General features: G+C 57.5%; 18 protein-coding genes. 9 read left to right on the plus strand and 9 right to left on the minus strand.

From position 1 onward, the window contains the following. Positions 1 to 24: 24 nt before the first annotated feature. Positions 25 to 1632, minus strand: coding sequence for an inorganic phosphate transporter (locus ACVWZ0_RS07610; RefSeq protein ID WP_253454818.1), 1608 nt, complete (start codon positions 1630 to 1632; stop codon positions 25 to 27). A gap of 220 nt (positions 1633 to 1852) precedes the next feature. Between ACVWZ0_RS07610 and ACVWZ0_RS07615 the strand changes: the two genes are divergently transcribed. Next, positions 1853 to 2866 carry a DUF481 domain-containing protein gene (locus ACVWZ0_RS07615; protein WP_253454817.1) on the plus strand — a complete coding sequence of 338 codons (1014 nt, stop codon included), beginning with the start codon at positions 1853 to 1855 and terminating at the stop codon, positions 2864 to 2866. A 58-nt stretch (positions 2867 to 2924) separates the two neighbouring features. Here ACVWZ0_RS07615 and treB read toward each other — a convergent pair whose 3' ends face one another. The 3 genes from treB to ACVWZ0_RS07630 form a co-directional block, all read right to left on the minus strand. Next, on the minus strand, positions 2925 to 4346 hold the full coding sequence (treB, locus tag ACVWZ0_RS07620; protein WP_253454816.1) for a PTS trehalose transporter subunit IIBC: 1422 nt from the start codon (positions 4344 to 4346) through the stop codon (positions 2925 to 2927). A gap of 247 nt (positions 4347 to 4593) precedes the next feature. After that, entirely contained in the window at positions 4594 to 5820 is a 1227-nt protein-coding gene (locus ACVWZ0_RS07625; RefSeq protein ID WP_253454815.1) for a L,D-transpeptidase family protein, read from the minus strand. A gap of 171 nt (positions 5821 to 5991) precedes the next feature. Continuing rightward, a complete protein-coding gene (locus ACVWZ0_RS07630) occupies positions 5992 to 7806 on the minus strand; it encodes a glycoside hydrolase family 15 protein (RefSeq protein WP_253454814.1) in 1815 nt (604 codons plus the stop codon). 142 nt (positions 7807 to 7948) lie between these two features. Between ACVWZ0_RS07630 and ACVWZ0_RS07635 the strand changes: the two genes are divergently transcribed. Further along, positions 7949 to 8725 (plus strand): SDR family oxidoreductase, encoded by a 777-nt coding sequence (locus tag ACVWZ0_RS07635; RefSeq protein WP_253454813.1) that lies wholly within the window; start codon positions 7949 to 7951, stop codon positions 8723 to 8725. 39 nt (positions 8726 to 8764) lie between these two features. Here the strand turns inward: ACVWZ0_RS07635 and ACVWZ0_RS07640 are convergent, their stop codons facing one another. Then, positions 8765 to 9340 carry a DedA family protein gene (locus tag ACVWZ0_RS07640; protein ID WP_253454812.1) on the minus strand — a complete coding sequence of 192 codons (576 nt, stop codon included), beginning with the start codon at positions 9338 to 9340 and terminating at the stop codon, positions 8765 to 8767. A 220-nt stretch (positions 9341 to 9560) separates the two neighbouring features. On the opposite strand from ACVWZ0_RS07640, the gene ACVWZ0_RS07645 reads away from it, so the two are divergent. From ACVWZ0_RS07645 to ACVWZ0_RS07655, 3 genes are all read left to right on the plus strand, one after another. After that, a complete protein-coding gene (locus tag ACVWZ0_RS07645) occupies positions 9561 to 10148 on the plus strand; it encodes a Yip1 family protein (protein ID WP_125288822.1) in 588 nt (195 codons plus the stop codon). A 179-nt stretch (positions 10149 to 10327) separates the two neighbouring features. Then, a complete protein-coding gene (gene pbpG / locus ACVWZ0_RS07650) occupies positions 10328 to 11266 on the plus strand; it encodes a D-alanyl-D-alanine endopeptidase (protein ID WP_253454811.1) in 939 nt (312 codons plus the stop codon). An 85-nt stretch (positions 11267 to 11351) separates the two neighbouring features. After that, positions 11352 to 13787, plus strand: coding sequence for a DUF3772 domain-containing protein (locus ACVWZ0_RS07655; protein WP_253454810.1), 2436 nt, complete (start codon positions 11352 to 11354; stop codon positions 13785 to 13787). Positions 13788 to 14062: 275 nt separating this feature from the next. Here the strand turns inward: ACVWZ0_RS07655 and dld are convergent, their stop codons facing one another. Beyond that, a complete protein-coding gene (gene dld / locus ACVWZ0_RS07660) occupies positions 14063 to 15796 on the minus strand; it encodes a D-lactate dehydrogenase (RefSeq protein ID WP_253454809.1) in 1734 nt (577 codons plus the stop codon). A 148-nt stretch (positions 15797 to 15944) separates the two neighbouring features. Between dld and bglX the strand changes: the two genes are divergently transcribed. Then, positions 15945 to 18242 (plus strand): beta-glucosidase BglX, encoded by a 2298-nt coding sequence (gene bglX / locus ACVWZ0_RS07665; RefSeq protein ID WP_253454808.1) that lies wholly within the window; start codon positions 15945 to 15947, stop codon positions 18240 to 18242. A gap of 56 nt (positions 18243 to 18298) precedes the next feature. Here bglX and ACVWZ0_RS07670 read toward each other — a convergent pair whose 3' ends face one another. Continuing rightward, complete coding sequence (locus tag ACVWZ0_RS07670) at positions 18299 to 18784, minus strand: GNAT family N-acetyltransferase (RefSeq protein ID WP_253454807.1); 486 nt, start codon at positions 18782 to 18784, stop codon at positions 18299 to 18301. A gap of 153 nt (positions 18785 to 18937) precedes the next feature. Between ACVWZ0_RS07670 and ACVWZ0_RS07675 the strand changes: the two genes are divergently transcribed. Beyond that, entirely contained in the window at positions 18938 to 19114 is a 177-nt protein-coding gene (locus ACVWZ0_RS07675; RefSeq protein ID WP_253454806.1) for a hypothetical protein, read from the plus strand. A gap of 34 nt (positions 19115 to 19148) precedes the next feature. Here the strand turns inward: ACVWZ0_RS07675 and ACVWZ0_RS07680 are convergent, their stop codons facing one another. Then, on the minus strand, positions 19149 to 19538 hold the full coding sequence (locus ACVWZ0_RS07680) for a lysozyme inhibitor LprI family protein (protein WP_253454805.1): 390 nt from the start codon (positions 19536 to 19538) through the stop codon (positions 19149 to 19151). After that, positions 19535 to 19732 carry a hypothetical protein gene (locus tag ACVWZ0_RS07685; protein ID WP_253454804.1) on the minus strand — a complete coding sequence of 66 codons (198 nt, stop codon included), beginning with the start codon at positions 19730 to 19732 and terminating at the stop codon, positions 19535 to 19537. Before ACVWZ0_RS07685 ends, ACVWZ0_RS07680 begins: the two co-directional genes overlap by 4 nt. A 221-nt stretch (positions 19733 to 19953) precedes the next feature. Here ACVWZ0_RS07685 and ACVWZ0_RS07690 point away from each other — a divergent pair, with 221 nt between their 5' ends. Together ACVWZ0_RS07690 and ACVWZ0_RS07695 are read left to right on the plus strand one after the other, a co-directional pair. Then, a complete protein-coding gene (locus tag ACVWZ0_RS07690) occupies positions 19954 to 20826 on the plus strand; it encodes an oxygenase MpaB family protein (RefSeq protein ID WP_253454803.1) in 873 nt (290 codons plus the stop codon). A gap of 100 nt (positions 20827 to 20926) precedes the next feature. After that, on the plus strand, positions 20927 to 22033 hold the full coding sequence (locus ACVWZ0_RS07695; protein ID WP_253454802.1) for a suppressor of fused domain protein: 1107 nt from the start codon (positions 20927 to 20929) through the stop codon (positions 22031 to 22033). The last annotated feature ends 31 nt before the right edge of the window (positions 22034 to 22064 follow it).

Genomic DNA, 22064 nt, shown 5'->3' on the forward strand with positions numbered 1-22064 from the left:
AGGTGATGCAGCCTGAAGCGGCGGTTAAAAGCGGGTAAAAAGCCAGTAAAGCGAGGCGGAAAGCAGGATCGACACCGGCAGCGTTAATATCCAGGCCATGGCCAGGTTGCGCAGCGTGGCAAGCTGTAGCCCGGAACGGTTAGCGGCCATGGTGCCCGCCACGCCGGAAGAGAGCACGTGCGTGGTGGAAACCGGCAGGCCAAAACCATCTGCGGCGCCGATAGTCGCCATTGCCACCAGCTCCGCGCTGGCGCCCTGGGCGTAACTCAGGTGCGTTTTGCCGATTTTTTCACCCACCGTTACCACGATCCTGCGCCAGCCCACCATCGTCCCCAGACCCAGCGCGATAGCGACCACCACCTTCACCCACCAGGGAATAAAGCGCGTGGCGTTATCCAGCTCTGCCTTCAGCGCATCCAGATCCCGCTGCGTCTGCGCGGGCAGCCTGAACTGCGGTTCGCTCTTCAGATGCTTGATGGTTTCCGAAGCCAGATACATAGTATTGCGGGTATTAGAAACGGCCTGCGCCGGGATCTTATCCACGGTGCCGTATTGTCGGATCTGATCGCCAATAGCGCCGGTTAGCTGCGCCAGCGCGGGAAGAACCTGCGGCGTCAGCGTGGTGGTGCGCACGTAGGCCGTCAGCACGTCGTAGGGCGAAGCGGGCATCGGCACGCCGGACGACTGGCGCAGCAGCTCCTGTTGCGTCACGGTAGCCAGCGCCGCCACGCGCGGGCTTTGTTCAGCAGGGATAGAACGGTTCAGCGCGTAGGCCATCGGCATGGTGCCGACCAGGATCAGCATTATCAGCCCCATGCCTTTCTGACCGTCGTTGGAACCGTGCGCGAAAGAGACGCCGGTACAGGTTAAAATCAGCAGCCCGCGTATCCACACCGGCGGCTTGCGGTTGCCCTGCGGCGCGCTATACAGGCGACGATTTTTCACCACGCGCTTCATCACCAGCAGCAGCAGGCCCGCGCAGACAAAGCCCACTACCGGCGACAGCAGCAGCGCATAGCCCACTTTCAGCGCCTGATCCCAGTCCACGCCGCTGGTGCCGGTACGGCCGTGGATCAGCGCGTTCGCCACGCCGACGCCGATAATAGAGCCGATAAGCGTATGGGAAGAGGAGGCGGGCAGGCCAAACCACCAGGTGCCCAGGTTCCAGAGAATAGCGGAAAACAGCAGCGCATAAACCATCGCGAAGCCGCCGCCGCTGCTCGCCTGTAAAATCAGCTCCACGGGCAGCAGCGAAATAATGCCGAAGGCGACCACGCCGCTGGAAAGCAGCACGCCCAGGAAGTTAAAAAATCCCGACCAAATCACCGCCACGGTTGGCGTCAGCGAGTGGGTATAGATCACCGTCGCCACGGCGTTGGCCGTATCGTGAAAGCCGTTGACGAACTCAAAGCCCAGCGCAATCAGCAGCGCCATGCCGAGCAGCAGATAGGGAACGTAGCTGGTGCTGGCGCCGCCCGCGTCGCTGACGTCACGAAAGAGGTTCACGCCGGCGAAGGCGATGCCCAGCACCAGCAGCAGAATAAACAGCAGCACGGAGAGCCGACTGTTCTTTTGGAAAACGGGGCGACTGCTGGCCGCCGGATAGTGCGGTACTGCGCTATTGTCGCTCATAAATCCTCTCAGCCGTCAGCGAAAAAGAGACACCTGTCTGAAGATGTACGCAGGCTTGATGACAGTAAGATGACCGAAATAGTGTCTGATAACGCCTACTAACGCAGCATATAACGTTAATCGCCTTATTTATCAGATATATTCCCGTGCTTAGCGCCCGCGTTATCAACCAGGATATAAAGACACTCGTCCACCGTTTCAGAGGATTCTGTTCACGCCTATGTCTTTTTCTTTATTTCGCTCGCCGCTTACCGGCCTGCTATTACTGCCCGTGCTGGCGACGGGGGCTGCCCGCGCCGATACGGTCTGGATGAAAAATGGCGATCGCCTCAGCGGTACCATCCGTTCGTTAAGCGACGGCAAACTGGTGATGGACAGCAGCTACGGCGGTACGCTTTCGCTGGACTGGGGGGCGGTCAGCACGCTTTCCAGTGAAAAGGCGATAGATCTGCGCAGCGGCGATACGGTGTTTAAAGCGCAGCTGGAAGCCGCCGATCGGGGCTATATTGTGGTGCGGCGCGGCGATGACGAGCAGCGCGTTCAGGTTGCGAAGTTCGACGAATTTATGAAGCCTAAGCCTAAAACCGACGCGCTGACCTGGACCGGCAATATCGATGTGGGCGTCAGCCTGAAAAAAGCCTCTACCCATACTCAGGACTCGCATTTCGCTTACAACAACAAGGTCAACGTGGGCAAATGGCGTAACGATTTCGGCGGCACCTATACGCGCGAAAAAGAAGACGACAGCATGAACACCGAAAACTACAGCCTGCGCTACGCGCTGGACTATAAGTTTCAGGATCGGCTGTTCTGGCAGGGCAGGGCCAGCTACAAGCGCGACTGGGTGGAGGATCTTTCCGAACAGGCGCTGCTGGGCACCGGTCCTGGCTATCAGTTCTGGGATGACGAGCTGGGTTCTTTCTCGCTGGCCCTGCTGGGCGGCGCGTTTACCTATGGCTATAGCGACGGCAGTTATGACAGCCATTTAGGCGCGTCGCTGCGCTGGGACTATCAGCGCTTTCTTGAGGGCAGAAAGATTGCGCTGTTCAGCCACGGCGACGCGGGGCATTCGCTGGATGGCAACATCTTTACGCTGGATGCGGAAGTCGGCCTGCGTTACCAGCTGACCAGCTGGTCTTCGCTGAACGTCAGCTACGGCCATAACCTGGTCAGCGGCACGCGCGATACGCTCAACGAGCGTAACTTTACCACCGGCCTGGGCCTGAAATGGTAGCGCCCGGAGGTCTTCGCCGCAGACGGACTAACGCTCCGTCATTTTTAGCGGCCTTTTCTCAGACTACCAGCAGCTTGCCGGCGGCCTGTTTGCGTTTGTAAATCGCCATCGTAAGCAGCAGCGGAATAACAATAGCGACGACCATCGCCATGCCAAACACGGCCCAATATTGCGTTTTAACCGACAAAATAGCCGGCAGCCCGCCAACGCCAATCCCGTTCGCCATCACGCCGGAAAGCCCGCAGATAAGACCGGCGCAGGCCGATCCCACCATGCCGCACAGCATGGGAAAACGGTATTTCATGTTGATCCCGTACATGGCCGGTTCGGTTACGCCCAGATAAGCGGAGATAGCCGCTGGTACGGAGATTTCACGCTCGTTCACTTTTTTGCTCATAAAGATGATGCCGAGCACCGCTGACCCCTGCGCCATGTTCGACAGGGCGATAATGGGCCAGACCGGTGTGCCGCCAAGATTCTGGATCAGCTGTAAATCTACCGCCAGCGTGGTCTGATGCACGCCGGTGATAACCAGCGGGGCATACAAAAAGCCAAACAGCGCGGAGCCGACGGGGGCAAAAGGCCCGGTCATCAGGTGGCTTACGCCCCAGGCGATACCGTTACCGACAATGCGGCCAAAAGGCCCAATAAGGGTATGCGCCAGAAACACCGCGATCAGCAGCGATACCACCGGCACCACCACCAGCGTTAAATAATCCGGCACGATACGCTTCAGCTTAAGCTCAATCCATGCCAGCGTCAGGCCAGCCAGAATTGAAGGGATAACCTGAGACTGATAGCCGACCTTATCGATAGTAAACCAGCCAAAATTCCACGACTCAGGCACCTGCTGGCCTAACAGGTAAGCATTCATCAGCTGCGGCGAAACCAGGGTGATCCCCAGCACGATCCCTAAAATCGGGGTACCGCCCATTTTTTTAACCACAGACCAGCACAGGCCTACCGGAATATAAAAGAAGATCGCCTCGCCAATTAACCACAAGAAATCGTAAACGCTTTTCCATACTACCGACGCGGCGGTAAGCGGAGCATCGTTATAAAGCGGTAAATCCCCAATCAGATTACGGAAGCCTAATATTAACCCTCCGCTGATAAGCGCCGGCAGCAGCGGGAAAAAGATTTCGGCAAAGTGCGAGATCAGGCTTTCGTGCCATTTCATATTCTGCCTGGCGACCCGCTTGGCGCTTTCTTTATCGGTGCCGCTAAGCTGTGTTTGTTTGAGCAATACCTGATACCAGTCATCGACATCCGTGCCGATAACCACCTGAAACTGACCGGCATTGGTAAAACAGCCTTTCACCATCGGCAGCGTTTCAATCTCTTTGGGCCTGGCTTTCGCCGGATCGTTAAGCACAAATCTGAGCCTCGTAATACAATGGCTCACCGTTGCTATATTTTCTTTTCCGCCCACCAGTTCGATCAGTTTATCAATATCCTGAGCATTACTTTTTTTCGCCATTTTTGCCTTCCAGAGGTGAAAGATAAGTCTTGCTGGCCATTATTGTTTTAATGGGATGTCGTTGCGTTTTTAAAACGTAGCCGTTTAAAAAATAATCTCTGGCAGGAATGTAGTAATTATTGAAAACGATCACAGAACAGGTTGAGAAAAAAATGAAAGTTGCGGGAGAGAACGGTCAGAAAGCCCACGGCGTGCAATAAAAAACGGGCCATAAGGCCCGTTTTTGCTGGTGAGTGAGCGAGTTCGGTTACGACTGCGCTGGCACCGCGACTTTCGCTGCCGGTTTGGTGGTCTTATCGTAAACCGGGCCAGGCTGCGCCGGCACGACAAAGCCGTTGTCGCCTGCCGCCGGTGCCTGCGGCGCGTCGGTTGCGCCTTCGCCGGTGGCCTGACCGTCTACGGTCGCGGGCTGGCCGTCTACCGTAGCCGCCGGAGCCGCCTCGCCGCCCACGTTAGCGCCCTGCGGCGTAACTGGCGTGGTTGGCTGCTCTGTTGGCTGCGCGCTGTTGTTCTCCTGAACAGGGATCGGGGCCGCATAGCCGTTGCCGGACGCGCCGTTGACCTTGGTCGGCATGCCGGTACGGGCTTTCAGCGCGGCTTCGAGGCTTGCGCTGTCCACGCTGGCGTCGCCAACCACTTTATTCACGGCGGCGGTCAGCGTCAGCGGCACCGGCTCGCGAGAGTTGAACTGCTCTTCGGTCTGCGACAGCGGGTTGTGCACCTCGATATAGCGGGTGCCGTCCGGCTCCACGCTCGCCTTCACCGGCTGGTCGATAAACTGTACGCGCGTACCCACAGGCACGTTGTCGAACAGCCATTTGATATCGTCGGCGCGCAGGCGCACGCAGCCGTGGCTGACGCGCAGGCCGATGCCAAAGTTAGCGTTGGTGCCGTGGATAGCGTACAGGCGGCCGATATAGAGCGCGTAAAGGCCCATCGGGTTATCCGGGCCGGCCGGGAAGATCGGCGGCAGCGGCGAACCGGCCGCCGCGGCGTCTTCATGCATCTTTTTCGTCGGCGTCCAGGTTGGGCCGTCTTTCTTGCTTTGTACCGTTGTCGTCCAGTTTACCGGCGTATCTTTACCCAGTTCGCCCACGCCGACCGGCAGCACGACCACGGTCTTACCGCCTTTCGGATAGTAATAAAGACGCATTTCAGCGCTGTTGATCACCACCCCTTCGCGCGGCGCGTCGGGCAGGATCAGCTGCTGAGGCACGATCAGTTTTGAGCCTGCTTTCGGCAGATAGACATCCACGCCGGGATTGGCTTCGAGCATATTGCTCAGGCCCATCTGATACTGTGCGGCAAACGCCTCCAGCGGCAGTTTGCTGTCCTGAGGCACGGTAATTTCAATGTTTTCGCCAATAAGACGGCTGTTGGCGGCGGGCAGATTATAAACCACGGCAAAAGCAGACTGGCTGTAAGCGGTGGCGGCCAGCAGTAAAGTGGCTAACGCGCGGATGCTTTTTTTCATATTCTTCAAGGTATTGCGCCATGTAAACTGTGGATAAAGGAGCCTGTGCAGGTCGGCTGTGACCGGCTGCACATTATATGGTCATAACTCAGCAGGAATAAACCTGCATTTGCGGCCAAAGGCCAGCTTTACGTAAATTTAGCCGCAGAGCGTTCTCTGCGGCACGCCGCGTCAGGGCTGCCATAGCGGATCGTCGCCGTTCAGCTTGCGGTTCAGGAAAAAGGCCGCGCTGATCAGCGCCAGATGGCTGAGCGCCTGCGGCGTATTGCCTAACGCATAGCCCTGGTGATCGAACTCCTCGGCATAAAGCCCGAGCGGATTGGCATAGCTTAGCAGTTTTTCAAATTCAAAATGGGCTTCGTAAACCCGCCCGGCGCGCGCAAGGCACTCTACGTACCAGAACGAACAGGCGGTAAAGGAGCCTTCCGTGCCTTCCAGCCCGTCAGCCGGCGTTTCGGTTCGGTTATAGCGTTTAACCAGGCCGTCACTGACCAGCTTATCTTTAATGACGTCGAGCGTCGCCAGCCAGTCAGGATCGGTCGCGCCGACGAACCTCACCAGCGGCATCAGCAGCATTGAGGCGTCAACAAAGTCGCCGTGGCGTGTGGCAACGAAATGGCCCTGTTCTTCATTCCAGAAGTTTGTCCAGATATCTTCGCGGATCTCGTCGCGGATGCGTAGCCAGCGCTCATAGGGAAACGACAGTGAGCGCTTCTGGCCCAGCCGTATCGCCCGATCCAGCGCCACCCAGCACATCAGACGCGAATGCAGAAAATGCTCCGGTTCACCGCGCATTTCCCAAATTCCCGCATCGGGCTTGTTCCAGTTTTCGCCGACGTGATCGATCATTTTACTGACGTGCAGCCAGCCGCGATGGGAGATGGCCTCGCCATATTTATTAGCCAGGTAAACAGCGTCCATCAGCTCGCCATAGATATCCAGCTGCGTCTGATTCCAGGCGTCGTTGCCGATGCGTACCGGCGTGGAGTTCGCGTAGCCGGAAAGATTAAGCAGCTCGCTTTCGTGCAGCTCGGTACCGCTGTCGATGCGATACATTACCTGAAGTTTTTCCACGTCGTGATGGCTGTTTTCGACGCAGCGCCCAACCCAATGCGTAAAGTGGCGGGCTTCATCGACGTAGCCCAGCCGCATCAGCGCGTACATGCTGAAAGAGGCGTCGCGCAGCCACGAGGCGCGATAGTCCCAGTTGCGTTCACCGCCCAGCTCCTCCGGCAGGCCGAAGGTGGCGGCGGCGGCGATCGAGCCGTGCTTCCACGAGGTCAGCAGCTTCAGGGTCAGCGCCGAACGGGTCACCATTTCCTGCCAGCGGCCGCGATAGGTGCTTTTCGCGCTCCAGTCGCGCCAGAAACGCAGCGTATCCTGGAAACACAGGGCGGTCTTTTCCTCATCCACCTTCTCGTCGTCCGCGCAGCCCAGCACGAACTCGCGGTGTTCGCCAGCCTGTAAGGTAAAAGTAGAAGTTGCCGCGTTGCGCGCCAGCTGGAAGTCAGCTTTACCGCTCAACCGCAGCGTGGGCTGGTTCTCCGCGCTGAAGAGTACGTCGCCCTCGCTCAGGCTGGCCGTGGTTTCCGCGCGGGCATAGTCATGAACCGGCGCGCAGCGCAGCGTAAACGTTGCTTCGCCATGAATGACCTTAACCCGTCGGATCAGGCGTGGCTGCCGGTCTTCCGGCTGGCAGAGCGGCATATAGTCGGTAATTTCCGCCACGCCTTTGCGATCCAGCCAGCGGGTTTGCAGAATATTGGTATCAGGCAGATAAAGCTGCTGGCGGCGCGCCTCCGGCCAGTCAGGCTCAATGCTGAACAGGCCCGCTTCGTCGCCGTCCAGCAGCGCGGTAAACACGGACGGGCTGTCCAGATCCGGCCAGCAAAAGTAGTCGATTGCGCCATCGTTGGCGACTAAAGCACAGGTGCGTAAATCCCCGATAACGCCATGATCCTCGATCTTTCTTTTTATCTTGCTCATGCCCCTTCCTCGGGTAGCCGGTTGTTTTTTAACTATAGCCAGCGTCCGGCGGGACGGGCGTCAGGAAGCGCAAGCAAGTGTAAATGCCGCTGAATCTCCCTCATCTATACTTAGCTTTTTTACAGCGACCGAGGAGAAACCCATGAGTAAAGCAGAGCAGAAAGTTGCCGTTGTTACCGCTTCCGATTCCGGGATAGGCAAGGCCAGCGCGATTATGTTAGCGGAGCAGGGGTACGATATCGGCATTACCTGGCGCTCGGATGAAAAGGGCGCGCAGGATACGGCGGAACGGGTGCGTGCACTGGGCAGGAGAGCGGAAATTCAGCATCTTGACCTGGCGGATCCGCAGGAGGGCGGCAAGGCGCTGGAGGCGTTAATCAGTAAACTCGGCCGCATTGACGCCCTGGTCAATAACGCCGGCACCAACGATAAATCTCCTTTTCTGGAAACCTCGTTTGATTCGTGGCGGAAAGTCTTTACCGTGGACGTGGACGGCGCTTTTATCTGTGGGCAAATTGCCGCGCGCCATATGGTTGAACAGGGCGAGGGCGGCAGGATTGTCAATATTACCTCTGTACACGAGCACACGCCGCTGCCGGATTCGACGGCCTACACCGCTGCCAAACATGCGCTGGGCGGCCTGACCAAATCGATGGCGCTGAGCCTGATGCCGCATAACATTCTGGTAAATTCGGTAGCGCCCGGCGCGATCGCCACGCCGATGAACGACATGAGCGATGATGATGCCCGTAACGTTTCTATTCCGGAGATCCCGGCAGGCCGACCGGGCGATCCGCGTGAAATAGCCAGCATGGTCGCCTGGCTCTGTTCCGAATGGGCCAGCTACACTACCGGGCAGTCTTTTGTGATAGACGGCGGCTTTACGCTGGCGAACCCGCAGTTCTATATTCAGAAGTAGCCGATGACAAAGGGCGACCTCGCCCTTTATCTGTCAGCGTTACTCTTCATCCGTCTGGTGCGCCGCGCGGCGCTTAAACCAAATCCTTACTCCCCAGACCAGCGCCACAATCAGCACCACCCAGAAAATCTGCTTGAGGTGGCGATCCAGCGTATGCAGCCACGGCGCGATAACCTGGCCGCCGATATAGCCCAGCGAAACGAAAATCAGCGCCCACAGCACCGCGCCAATCACGTTCAGCAGCATAAATTTTTGTGGCTTCAGGCGGCTGGAACCGATGATAATCGGGCCGACAATTCTCAGGCCGTACATAAAGCGTACGCCGATCACAAACAGCACCGGCCGCTTACGGATTAACGAGTTGGCTTTTTTGATCTGCTTCTGATGTTTTGTAAATTTTTTAAGGATATTTGCGCCGTAGTAACGGCCGAGGAAAAAGAGCGCGGTATCGCCCAGAATGCCGCCCGCCATCGCCACCAGCACCACCAGACCGTAGTGCAGCAGGCCTTCATGCGCCGCCACGCCGCCCAGCAGCGTGAAGGTTTCCCCTTCGGCAATACAGCCTAAAAACAGCGCCACGTAACCGTACTGCGTGATCAGTTGATTGATATCCATTTGCCTTTGCTCCTGCGGTTAATGCGCTAAAAGACTCTTAGTCTAAACGTTGATGGCCAAAGCGGGACAAAAGTTGCCGTAAAGCGCACTTTTTTTCGTAACAAACAGAACCGCTTAGCCTGAGGATGCAGCGTTTAAAAAATAAACAGTTTACGATCGTTTATACTTTATCCTGACCCGCCAGTCCGCTGCGGCCTCTCAAAGCTAAAGGAGTGAAGATATGAACCATGTCTGGGGACTTCTTGCGCATCCTGACCGTGAAATGCGCGATATCCGGCAAGAAAACGAAACCGTTTCGCATCACTATACCCATCACGTTTTATTGATGGCGCTGATCCCGGTGATTTGTGCGTTTATCGGCACCACCCGATTAGGTTGGGACTTTGGCGCGCAGCGTACCGTTCAGCTGTCACTGATGACTGCTTTCGCCCTCGCCATTCTGTTTTATGGCCTGATTTTAGGCGGCGTTGCGGTGATGGGCCGGGTGATCCACTGGATGGCACGGAACTATCCGCAACGTCCCAGTCTGCAACGCTGTACCGTTTTTGCGGGCTATGTCGCTACGCCGCTGTTTATCAGCGGGCTGGTCGCGCTTTATCCGCTGGTCTGGCTTTGCGTTTTTGTCGGCGCGCTGGCGCTGGCCTATACCGGCTATCTGCTGTACCTCGGCATCCCTATGTTTCTGAATATCGACCGGGAAGAAAGCCTGCGCTTTTCCGGCTCGACGCTGGCGATTGGCGTGCTGGTCTTTGAAGTGCTGCTGGCCATGACCGTGGTTCTTTGGGGCTACGGCTATCGCCTGTTCTGACTGTCGCCGCCGTCGGGTCGCCGACGGCGGATTCGTTACGCCCGGATACGAATATCCCTTAGGAAAAAGATGAGTCACCATCGTATGATGACGCCGCCAGCCCCCGCGTGGCGTGCATTGTGCGGCGGCGGCGTATGGCCTGGCCATACCTGAATCACTACCCGATTAAGTTTTCAATAATGCCTGCAAAAATTCGCTTGTCTCTTTTAAGTTTGGCCCTGCTTTTTTCCGGACAGGTTGCTGTGCATCAGGCCGCTGCCAGCCCGCACGAGGTCTCGCTGGCGCAACCGCAGATTGCCTCCGGCAGCGCGATGATTGTCGATCTCAATACGAATAAAGTGATCTACGAAAGCCATCCCGATCTGGTGCGGCCGATGGCCTCTATCACCAAGCTGATGACGGTGATGGTGGCGCTCGATGCGCATCTGCCGATGAACGAGATGCTGAAAGTGGATATCAGCCATACGCCGGAAATGCGCGGCGTCTTTTCCCGCGTGCGTTTAAACAGCGAAATCAGCCGCAAAGATATGATGCTGCTGGCGCTGATGTCCTCGGAAAACCGGGCGGCCGCCAGCCTGGCGCATCACTATCCCGGCGGCTACGACGCCTTTATCCGGGCGATGAACGCGAAAGCGCGCGAGCTGGGCATGACCCATACCCGTTACGTAGAGCCTACCGGGCTGTCGATTCAGAACGTGTCGACCGCGCGCGATCTCACTAAGCTGCTGATCGCCAGCAAGCGCTATCCGCTGCTTGGGCAGCTGAGCACCACCCATGAAGAGATGGCGACCTTCGCCAATCCACCCTATACGCTGCCGTTCCGCAACACTAACCATCTGGTTTACCGGCCGGACTGGAATATCCAGCTGACCAAAACCGGCTTCACCAATCAGGCGGGCCACTGCCTGGTAATGCGCACCGTCATCAAACAGCGTCCGGTGGCGCTGGTGGTACTGGACGCTTTTGGAAAATATACCCACTTTGCCGACGCTAATCGTCTACGCAGCTGGCTGGAAACGGGGAAAGTTTCGCCGGTTCCCGCCGCCGCCCTGAGCTATAAAAAGCAGCGCGCGGCGGAAATGGTCAGCAATGGCGGTAACGGCGACGTTACTGAATAGTTAAGCATCTGCTGGTTTTCAGGCGGGCAAACCCCTAAAATAGCGCGCGTTTGCCCGTCCGATTGTCTGATATCTGGAACTTTTCATGTCTACCATAGTGACTTTTTTACGCGCCTGTCTGTTTGCGCTGATCGCGTTTTCGCCCGCGCTGAGCTGGGCCGCTGACGATGATGCCAGCCAGCAAACCGCCGAGGCGCCGGCCAAACTCAACGCCGCCGTTGAGCTGCCTAAAATGCAGAAGGTGCTGGATAAAATCAAACAGCAGGTTTCCGGCGAAACCAACGACAGCAAGCTTAGCGCGCTGAACGAGATGGCGCAGGAGCTGTCCGGCGACGCCGACACGCTGGTGCAGGCCATTACGCCGCAGCGTGCTCAGCTTCAGGCCCAGCTTGACGTGCTCGGCCCGCCGCCGAAGCCGGAAAGCGGTGTCAAAGAGACTTCGGAAGTCACCAGCAAGCGTAAAAATCTGCAAAACCAGAAGGCAAAAATCGACGATCAGATTAGCCAGGCGGAAGCGATTAAAAGCGGCGCGACCAACCTGTCTACGCAGATCGTCAGCCTGCGCCGCGATGCGTTAAAGACCCAGCTGGCCCTGAACGCGGGCAGTATTTTCGGGCCGCGCTTCTGGTCGCCGCTGTACAACAGCCAGAGCAACGACAATGAGAAAGTGAAAGGCTTTCTTGACGAGCTGGCCGATACGGCGGTGCTGGCCTGGCAGCCGGACTGGCGCATGGGCACGGTGGTGTGGATAGTGTTAGCGGGCCTGGTGGCGACGTTCGGACGCCGCTATATGGAAGAGTTTCTGGCGTGGGTGGGTATCCACCGTCTGCCGGAAGGACGTTTGCGCCGCAGTTTTCTTGCCGCCGCGATTGCGCTGACCACGCTGGCCGCCGTGGTGCTGGCCTTTAACTTCCTCAACCTGGCCTTTACCCGTCATCCTGACGTGACGGACGACGTGCGCGCCTTTGCCGATAAGCTGGTCGGCCTGAGCATCTTCTGCGGTCTGATTGCGGGCCTGGGCCGGGCGTTTCTCTCCACGCGTCGGCCTTCCTGGCGTCTGCCGACGATTTCCAACGAAGTAGCGCTGGCGTTAAAACCCTTCCCGCCGCTGATGGCGGGACTGGTGTTTGTGTTTCAGGCGCTGGAAAACCTTAACAGCAGCGCCAATACCAGCGTCGCCACCACGGTGATGGCGAACGGCATCACCGCGCTGCTGATCGGCGCGGCGGCGCTCTCTATCAGTTTCCGCACCAATCGCGTGCGCCGCAAACTGGCGCTGGAAGGCGTGCAGCCGGAAGCCAAATCGACGCTGGTTGGCCTGATCCAGATGGCGATCACGCTGACCGGCGTGGCGATTATGGCGGCGCTGGTGATCGGCTACGTCACGCTGGCGCGCTTTCTGAGCTACGAGCTGGTTTGGGCGGGGATCGTCTGCGGTTCGTTTTATATTCTCAGCCACCTGGTGGCCGACGCCAGCGAATCGCTGTTTTCTACCAGCAACGCCACCGGCAAAGGCATTCAGCGCTCGCTGAATATCGACGAGCGCCACCTTTCCCAGGTCGCTGCGCTGCTGGGCGCGCTGGGTAAAACCGTGCTGGTGCTGATCGCCGCGATAGCCTTGCTGAACGGCACCTTCAGCAGCGCCACGCCGATTGAGCTGGTGCAAAAAGCCATTGAGTTCTGGGGCGGCAAAGGGCTGGAGTCGCTGAACATCGTGCCGGCGCACGTGCTGAACGCGCTGCTGTGCCTGATTGTCGGCATCTACGTGCTGCGTTCGGCTCGCCGCTGGCTGGATCAGGATTTCCTGCCGAAAACCACTATGGACACCGGGATGCGGGTGTCGCTGATTACGCTGTTCAGTAACCTGGGCTATGTGTTGGTGATCCTGCTGGCGCTGTCGGTGATGGGGCTGCAATGGAACAAGCTGGCCTGGATCGTCAGCGCCTTATCGGTCGGTATCGGTTTCGGCCTGCAGGAAATCGTTAAAAACTTTATCTCTGGTCTGATCCTGCTGACCGAACGGCCGGTAAAAGTGGGCGATCTGGTCAGTATCAGCGGCATTGAAGGGGATATCCGTCGTATTAACGTGCGCGCCACCGAGATCCAGCTGGGCGATAAATCCACGGTGATCGTGCCGAACTCGCAGTTTATCTCGCAGAACGTGCGTAACGCGACAATGGGTAACGCGCAGGGCGTGGCGACCATTACGCTGACGTTCCCGCTGGATATCGATCCGGTCAAGGTGCGCCAGCTGCTGCTGGACGTTTATGTCGATAACGAGCGCATTCTGGACACGCCGGAGCCTTCCGTCACCTTTAAGGATCTTACCCCGGCCGGCATTGTGCTGTCGGTGACCGGCAACGTCACCAGTCCGCGCCAGGTTTCCGGCGCGAAGAGCGATCTGCTGTTTGATATTCTGACGCGGCTGCGCAAAGAAGGCATCGTGCTTTCCACGCCGCAGACGATGATCGTCGAGCAGCGTAACGGTCAGAAAGTGGTGGTGCAGGACGGCGAGACGTAAACGCCAGGCGGCATATGCCGCCGGAGATTACTGACAAACTCATATGCTGTCACCAGGTCGCATTCGGGCCGGTGAAAAGCAGCAGAGGCAGATCGGAACACGGACGCGCACGTCCCTGTAGGCTCGTTTGGCGCGTCCATGCGCCAAAACGGTCCGCTTATCCGCTCAGCCTCTGCTGCTGCGGGGCTGCGGTTTCGCTGCAAAAAGTCCGGTTCGCACGTATTCTTTGTCAGCAGTCTGAGGCGGCATGACTATCGGTTATGCCGCTATCTGGCTTAGCGCTCCGCTTTTCTTGTACAGCCGCACTCCGCCCAGTTTTTCGCCCTGGTGGTTTTGCCGATGCCGGGGTTAAAACTGTTGGTGGGATCGAGCTGCTGATAAAAAGCTTTCAGCTGCGGTTTGGCCTGATAAAGATGGCCTACGTTATGTTCGGCAGGATATTCCGCGCCGCGCTCGCTGAGGATCTGCAACATCTTCTCCTTCAGGGCATGCGCGTCAACGCCCTTTTTCACGATGTAATCCTGATGGAAGACGTGGCAGAAAAAGTGGCCGTAATAGAGACGATGCACCAGCGCGTCGTCAAATTCCGGCGGCAGCTTTTCAAACCAGTCTCGATCGTTGCGGCGCAGGGCGATATCCAGCGCCAGAATATCCTCCACTTCCTGCTGATGCACCGCATGATAGCGAACGGCCGCGCCCGCTGCGGCAAAGCGATGCAAAAAGGCCTTGCCGCCTTCTTCCGGCGTGCACTCAAAATAGTCGCCGTCCGCCTGCTGAAAGTAATCTTTCAGGTACTGGCGCGCTTCCTCCACGCCCGGCCCGGCCATTTTTAACATCAGATGATGCTCGAAACGATCGCGGTAAGCTTTCAGCCTGGCGGGAAGGTGTGAAGGTAGCAGGCCGCTGATTTTTTGCATCACGCGGTCGGTAAGGTTGGGCTTAATAAACGAGAAGCGCTTCAGCAGCGCGTCGATATGGCCTTTCAGCGCGAAAAACAGCGGCATTTTATCGGTGCCGAGTTTATCGATCATCACAAAGGTGTCTTTACCGTAAGTTTCGGCAATATCAAACATATCGCGGTGCAGATATTCGCCTGCCACCGGCAGTTCGTTAAAGTGTTGCAGGATATGGCGGCGCAGCTCGTCCAGCACGGCAGGCTGATTGGTGCCGATATAAAAAACCTGCTGGGCTTTTTCGCTGGTGAAGGTATCCAGCCGCACGGCGAAAACGGCCAGCTTGCCCGCACAGCCGGAAGCCTCAAACAGCCGCCGCGCATCGGCGTTAAAGCGGGAAGGCGTATCCGCCTCGACTTCGCGCACGCGTTCCGCGTAGTCGTGATCCGACGCGTGCCGCCTGTCGTAGCGCACATCTTCAGGCCGCCAGGTTTCATCATCAAGCCGGCTGAGAATTTGCTCCGGCGTGCTGCCCAGCTCAATACCAAGATGGTTTACCAGCACCAGCCTGCCGCTGGCATCTTTTTGCGCATAGAGCGCCATTTCGCTGTAGGCCGGGCCGCGCTTAATCAGCGAACCGCCGGAGTTGTTGCAGATGCCGCCCAGCACCGACGCGCCAATGCAGGAGGAGCCAATCACCGAATGCGGTTCGCGCCCCAGCGGCTTAAGGATTTTTTCCAGCTGATAAAGCGTGCTGCCGGGAAACGCCAGCACCTGTTTGCCGTCATCCAGCAGCTGAATTTTATCCATCCGGCGGGTGCTGACAATCACGATGTCGCGATCGTAATCGTTGCCGTTTGGCGTCGAGCCTTCGGTAAGGCCGGTATTGGCCGCCTGCATCAGCACGATGACGTCTGCCGCCACGCAGGCCTGTAAAATGCGCCACTGTTCCAGCAGCGTGCCGGGAAACACCACGGCCAGCGCTTCGCCTTCGCCAGAGCGGAAGCCTTTGCGGTAGCGTTCGGTTTTTTGCGGATCGGTCAGCAAGTGGGCGCGGCCGACGATGCGGCCCAGTTCCGAAACCAGCCTGCTGCCGGTTGATGAGGGTCTGTTCATATCCTTGTGTCCTTTTTTATCGCACGCCCTAACTTTAGCACCGCTGAACTAAAGCAGGCTCAACCGGCTTGAAAACTACCTGCTATCCTCAACTTATGGCACACTCGCCGCACGATTTTCTGTCGTTTACCTGAGAGAAACTACCCTGATGAAATGGATTTGTTCTGTTAGCTTCGCCGTTGCGCTGGCGCTACAGCCTGCCTTTGCCGACGATAACCACGGGCAGCACCCGCTGACGCCCGAAGCTCGCGATGCCTTTGTGAGCAACCTCCTGCAGAAAATGACGCTGGATGAAAAAATCGGCCAGCTCCGGTTAATCAGCGTCGGCCCGGATAACCCGAAAGAGGCTATCCGGGAAATGATCAAGCAAGAGCAGGTCGGCGCGATCTTTAATACCGTCACGCGCCACGATATCCGCGCGATGCAGGATCAGGCGATGCAGCTCAGCCGCCTGAAAATTCCGCTGTTCTTTGCCTATGACGTGGTACACGGTCAGCGTACCGTTTTCCCTATTCCGCTGGCGCTGGCGGCAAGCTGGGATCTGGATGCTATCGCAACCGTGGGGCGCGTGTCGGCTTATGAAGCGGCGGACGACGGCCTGAACATGACCTGGGCGCCGATGGTGGACGTCACGCGCGAACCGCGCTGGGGCAGGGTATCGGAAGGGTTCGGCGAGGATACCTGGCTGACCTCGGAGATGGGCCGCATGCTGGTTGAATCCATGCAGGGCAAAAGCCCGGCGGATCGCTATTCGGTGATGACCAGCGTGAAGCACTTCGCCGCCTATGGTGCGGTAGAGGGCGGTCGCGATTACAACACGGTGGATATGAGCCCGCAGCGGCTGGCGCAGGACTATCTGCCGCCTTACAAAGCGGCGCTGGACGCGGGCAGCGGCGGCGTGATGGTCTCACTGAATTCAATCAACGGCGTGCCTGCCACTTCCAATAGCTGGCTGCTGAAAGATTTGCTGCGGGATGACTGGAAGTTCAAAGGTATCACCATCAGCGATCACGGCGCGATCAAAGAGCTGATGAAGCACGGCGTGGCCAGCGATCCGCAGGATGCCGTACGTGTCGCCATCCAGTCCGGCGTGAATATGAGCATGAGCGACGAATACTACAGTAAGTATCTGCCGAACCTGGTAAAAAGCGGCGCGGTCAGCATGGCGGATATCGACGATGCCACGCGCCATGTGCTTAACGTCAAATATGATATGGGACTGTTTAACGATCCCTACAGTCATCTTGGCCCGGCGGAGAGCGATCCCAAAGACACCAATGCCGAAAGCCGCTTACACCGGCCGGAAGCGCGTGATGTCGCTCGCAAAAGCATCGTGCTGCTGAAAAACCGCAATGACACGCTGCCGCTGAAAAAAGCGGGCACTATCGCGCTGATCGGCCCGCTGGCCGACAGCCAGCGCGATATTATGGGCAGCTGGTCGGCGGCAGGCGTCGCCTCGCAGTCCGTTACCGTCATGCAAGGCATTAAAAACGCTACCGCAGGCAAAGCCACGCTGCTTTACGCCAAAGGCGCTAACGTCAGCGACAACAAGGGCATTCAGGACTTTCTGAACCTCTATGAAAAAGCGGTCACGGTAGATGCGCGCACCCCGCAGCAGCTGTTGGACGAAGCGGTAGAGACGGCGAAAAAAGCGGATGTGGTGGTTGCCGTCGTGGGCGAAGCGCAGGGCATGGCGCATGAAGCGTCCAGCCGCAGCGATATCACCATTCCGCCTTCGCAGCAGGCGCTGATTAGCGCGCTGAAGGCGACCGGCAAGCCGCTGGTGCTGGTGCTGATGAACGGGCGCCCGCTGGCTATCGTTAAAGAGAGCCGCGAAGCGGATGCGCTGCTGGAAACCTGGTTCAGCGGCACCGAAGGCGGCAACGCCATCGCGGACGTGCTGTTCGGCGATTACAATCCGTCCGGCAAGCTGCCGATGTCTTTCCCTCGTTCGGTAGGGCAGATCCCAATCTACTACAACCACCTGAACACGGGGCGGCCTTACGATCCGGCAAGGCCGAACAAATATACCTCGCACTATTACGATGCGGAGAACGGCCCGCTTTATCCGTTTGGCTACGGGCTGAGCTATACCAGCTTTACGGTATCGCCGGTCACGCTTTCGGCTAAAACCATGCCGCGTAACGGTCAGGTTTCGGCTTCGGTCACGGTGACCAACACAGGCAAGCTTGACGGCGCGACCGTGGTGCAGCTTTACCTGCGTGACCAGGTCGCCAGCGTTAGCCGCCCGGTGAAGGAGCTGAAGGGCTTTAAGCGCATTATGCTGAAAGCGGGCGAGTCGCAGACCGTGACCTTCCCTGTTGACGTGAAGGCGCTTAAATTCTGGAACGCCAAAATGCAGCAGGTGGCGGAACCGGGTAAATTCAGCGTGATGATCGGGCTGGATTCTGTTCACACCAGCGATGCGGAATTTAATTACCTGTAAAAACCGGGCGTGAAGGCCCGGCTGTAGACATCAGGAGGCGAATATTCGCCTCCTTTTCACTTTCCTGCTTCGGCAAATTTCAGCAGCGCGTCGCCGTCCAGGCGATAACGCACCCATTCGCTTTGCGCCACGGCGCCAATGCTTAAATAGAAGTCGATAGCGGGCTGATTCCAGTCCAGCACGCTCCACTCCAGACGACCGCAGCGGCGCTGCACGGCCAGCTGCGCAATATGCTTAATCAGCGCTTTGCCCGCGCCGTTGCCGCGCGCATCGGGCGAAATATAGAGATCTTCCAGATAAATGCCGTTGCGGCCAAGCCAGGTTGAGTAGCTGGTAAAAAACACCGCATAGCCGACGGCGGTGCCGTCCACTTCGCAAATCAGCGCTTCGGTTTTGCTTTCTGCGCCAAACAGCGTCTCGCGAATTTCCTCCGGCGTGGTCACAACTTCTTCCGGCGCTTTTTCATAAACGGCCAGTTCATAAATCATCGCGTAAATGGTTTGCGCGTCTGCCGGACGGGCCTGGCGGATAGTGATACTCATGGCTTTTCCTTTTCCCTGCGGGTTAAAGCGGATAAGCATAAAGGTTATTGCGTGCGGAATTAAGCGCAATCAAACTTTTTACCTGCGCCCGACTCTCCCTGTGATGCGAAGTTTCCGCACCGATATGGTGGATTTTTCAGTCAGGAACCACGCGTGACCTTTTTACATAATCTGGATAACAGCTGGAAAGCTTTCGCCGCCGCTACGATCGCCAGCTTGCCGCTGCAGAGGGCATTTGTGCATTTCGTCGTGGTATGGCCGCCGATTTGCTACCGTAGACGGCGTTTGTACATTCCTGCCCCCTGGCGGCAAGAAAATCCGGGCAACTAACGGTGAGCATACCGGCTGGCGTGGCTTGTACTGGTTAAATATTGGCTATCATTTCTGCCAGCTCCGTGACTCTTTTTTCCGACATATCAGTAACACATTGATTAATTGCCGCGGTATGACGCTGGTTATTTTCGTCGATCTGAAAGGCATAAATATCACAAGTAGCGTGCATATAATTAAGCCATGCTACCTGAGATTTTTTAATTTTAGCCAGAAGATCCTCACCAATATTTTTATGCTCAGTGTAGCTATGAGTAACTTCAGTTAAATACTTACTGTAAACAGCATCCAGCCTTTTGGTAGCGGCCTCCTTTTTGATATATGAGCAGTTATAGTACTGCTCGCTATTGGTGATCGTCGCGCAATTCTCCTGAGCAAAGCTCGCCTGGCAGATAAGTAATACGAACGCGAGAGATTTTTTCATCGCGACTCCAGTAAATAGTTTACTCTTTGTCTGGCAGGCTCATCATCACGAAGGGCCGGCGTATTTCTTATATAATTAATAAGTTCCTGTGGATTGTTATGTGCACCAGCCAGCATAGGGCGCGCGCTTTTGGTATATTTACTATTGCTGCCTTCAGCTCTGAAGGTTAATAATCCTTTTTCTGGTTCAAGCATATTCCCTTATCCTTTTGATATCTGATTTAAAGGCTGAGTAAGCTACTCGAGAAATATAACGAAGTATCATCTTGCTTGCAAAGTCTAAAAAAGAACAAAGGAATATTATATAATTTATTACATCGGCAAGGCCGGATGTCACGTTGGCACGAAGATGAACTGCCCGAAAACGCAGCCTGGGCTGTATCAGACGTCATTAACGCCTCAAAATCAGGAAAATAATGCTTTCACTCAGAGACAGGATCCAGCAGCAGGTCTTTCGCCTGAACGGGCTGGCGATGAACGACTTCGACCTCAGCCAGCCGCCTGGCGATCCCGGTCTTTACGGGCCGGACAGCGTTATCTGGCAGGTGCACGGCGATTTCTCGTCGATGCTGTGCGGCGGCATCTCCGCGCTGCTGATGCAGATGCTGCATCAGCAGGCGCTGGCAGGCGTCTGGGATCACTCAACCTTTCGTGAGGATATGTCAGGCAGGCTGCGGCGCACCAGCCAGTTTATCGCCGTGACCACCTTTGGCAACACGGCGGACGCCCACACGTTAATCGAGCGCGTAAAGCGGATCCATCTGCGGGTAACGGGCGTGGACGGCCAGGGCAACGCCTATGCGGCCAGCGATCCGGCGCTGTTGACCTGGGTGCACGTCGCAGAGACCAGCCGCTTTCTGGCTGCCCATCTGCGCTATAAAAATCCGCTGCTCAGCAGAGAAGATCAGGATCGCTATTATACGGAGGCCGCCGTGGTGGCCGAAGCGCTGGGCGCGGAGCAGGTGCCGAAAACGGTACAGGAAGTTGAGGCTTATCTGACGGCGATGCGGCCGCAGCTGCGCTGTGACGAGCGCACCAGAGCGGTGCTCGCCGTGCTGCTGACCATGCCCGCGCCGAGCTGGCAGGCGCGTCCGGCCATGCGCACTATGATGATGGCGGGCATTGAGCTTTTGCCCGAATGGACGCAGCAGCAGTTTGGCTTTCGCTTTTCCGGCTGGCGGCGGGCGCTAATCCGCCAGCGGATGAAATGGCTGGCGTCCGGGCTGCGCTGGTGCGTGCGTCGCGGCGGCTATTATCGTGCCATGCAGCGCATGGGGCGCGAAATTTGAGATTATTACCCTTGTTGTGACATGGCGCGCACGGGCATCCTGCTCTATTCTCCGGGAAATTCCGGGAAAAGGGATGACCCTGAACCCTTGTCGAGGCGCTATGACACAGACGTACCGGCTGGCTGAAGTCTTTAATCAGCAACAAACCCTTATTGCCACGGTTGAGCAGGATGAGCGCACCGCCTATTTTTACATTCGTCCGGCCGAGCCGTTTCGCGGCCAGTTTGCCGTGCGCGGCTGTTGGCTGAGAAACCTGCTGCCTGCGCCCGCGCAGGAAGACAGCGAGGCGATGGCGCAGGGCATTCCGCCGCTGCTCAGCGCCGAATACTGCCGCACGCTGGAAGCGGAGCCGATATTGCATCCGGCAGGCCTGCAGGTTATCTGGACGCCCGGCGATGACGGTGCGGCGCTCTGGTATCAGGGGCAGCTGCTGGCGGTTATTCCCGGCTGGAGCCTGTATCAGGATAAACAGGTCAGCTTTTCCGCTGGCTGCATCAAAGAGAACCGGCTGACCGCGCCGCTGGGTTCCGCCTCTACCAACAGCTGGTACGCGCGGGCGGAGAAAGATCGTCTTTTCTGGCGCGACTGGCAGGATGCCCAGCCGTGGGAAGGCATTCAGCGAGAAATGCTGCGCTGCTACGAGGCGCAATATGGTGAGTCGCTAAAGTACTACGCTATCGACCAGGGCAGCTGGCCGCCAATGGCCATCTCGCAGCACTATCATCAGGGCAACTGGTATTTTCTGACGCTGGGTATGAGCATCCGGCCCATGCCGTGGATCGATTTCCTCTATAAGGATAAAGACGCTGCCGATCATCGCCGTATCGAGCTGGCGATGGCGATCGACGGCGAGGTGATGAGCGAAGAGAACGCGGTGCAGATGGCCAGCGCGCTGGCAAGCTTTGCGCATTTTCCCTGGGCGCGCCTCAGTTGGCTGGGCGAAGGGCACACGCTCTCTTCCGCCGTCGCGCCGATAGGTTTTGAAGGCTTTTTGCTTTCGGCCACGCTGGGCGACAGTTTCACACTGCCGCCGCGCGAAGGAGAAAAAGTGACGCTGTTATGGGCCACGCCGGTGACGGCCGCCGAGCAGGAATTCGTCGAACAGGAACCACAAGGCGGCCTGCAATTAGTGGAACGCTTAACCGAGGCGGGGTGTAATCCTGTCTTCCGGGCGCGGCCCGAGCTGGTGGATCCGCCGGCTGGCTAAGCCGTCATACTTTCGCACGATTTTACCCAGC

It is taken from the genome of Erwinia sp. TECH1 (assembly GCF_054057575.1).

Excerpts from the sequence above, each read along its gene's own strand:
- bglX (WP_253454808.1), top strand. The coding sequence starts at position 15,945 with ATGAAATGGATTTGTTCTGTTAGCTTCGCCGTTGCGCTGGCGCTACAG.
- ACVWZ0_RS07685 (WP_253454804.1), bottom strand. The coding sequence starts at position 19,732 with ATGCTTGAACCAGAAAAAGGATTATTAACCTTCAGAGCTGAAGGCAGC.
- ACVWZ0_RS07640 (WP_253454812.1), bottom strand. The coding sequence starts at position 9,340 with ATGGATATCAATCAACTGATCACGCAGTACGGTTACGTGGCGCTGTTT.
- ACVWZ0_RS07645 (WP_125288822.1), top strand. The coding sequence starts at position 9,561 with ATGAACCATGTCTGGGGACTTCTTGCGCATCCTGACCGTGAAATGCGC.
- ACVWZ0_RS07670 (WP_253454807.1), bottom strand. The coding sequence starts at position 18,784 with ATGAGTATCACTATCCGCCAGGCCCGTCCGGCAGACGCGCAAACCATT.
- ACVWZ0_RS07695 (WP_253454802.1), top strand. The coding sequence starts at position 20,927 with ATGACACAGACGTACCGGCTGGCTGAAGTCTTTAATCAGCAACAAACC.
- ACVWZ0_RS07655 (WP_253454810.1), top strand. The coding sequence starts at position 11,352 with ATGTCTACCATAGTGACTTTTTTACGCGCCTGTCTGTTTGCGCTGATC.
- dld (WP_253454809.1), bottom strand. The coding sequence starts at position 15,796 with ATGAACAGACCCTCATCAACCGGCAGCAGGCTGGTTTCGGAACTGGGC.
- ACVWZ0_RS07615 (WP_253454817.1), top strand. The coding sequence starts at position 1,853 with ATGTCTTTTTCTTTATTTCGCTCGCCGCTTACCGGCCTGCTATTACTG.
- ACVWZ0_RS07680 (WP_253454805.1), bottom strand. The coding sequence starts at position 19,538 with ATGAAAAAATCTCTCGCGTTCGTATTACTTATCTGCCAGGCGAGCTTT.
- treB (WP_253454816.1), bottom strand. The coding sequence starts at position 4,346 with ATGGCGAAAAAAAGTAATGCTCAGGATATTGATAAACTGATCGAACTG.
- ACVWZ0_RS07625 (WP_253454815.1), bottom strand. The coding sequence starts at position 5,820 with ATGAAAAAAAGCATCCGCGCGTTAGCCACTTTACTGCTGGCCGCCACC.
- ACVWZ0_RS07690 (WP_253454803.1), top strand. The coding sequence starts at position 19,954 with ATGCTTTCACTCAGAGACAGGATCCAGCAGCAGGTCTTTCGCCTGAAC.
- ACVWZ0_RS07635 (WP_253454813.1), top strand. The coding sequence starts at position 7,949 with ATGAGTAAAGCAGAGCAGAAAGTTGCCGTTGTTACCGCTTCCGATTCC.
- pbpG (WP_253454811.1), top strand. The coding sequence starts at position 10,328 with ATGCCTGCAAAAATTCGCTTGTCTCTTTTAAGTTTGGCCCTGCTTTTT.
- ACVWZ0_RS07610 (WP_253454818.1), bottom strand. The coding sequence starts at position 1,632 with ATGAGCGACAATAGCGCAGTACCGCACTATCCGGCGGCCAGCAGTCGC.
- ACVWZ0_RS07630 (WP_253454814.1), bottom strand. The coding sequence starts at position 7,806 with ATGAGCAAGATAAAAAGAAAGATCGAGGATCATGGCGTTATCGGGGAT.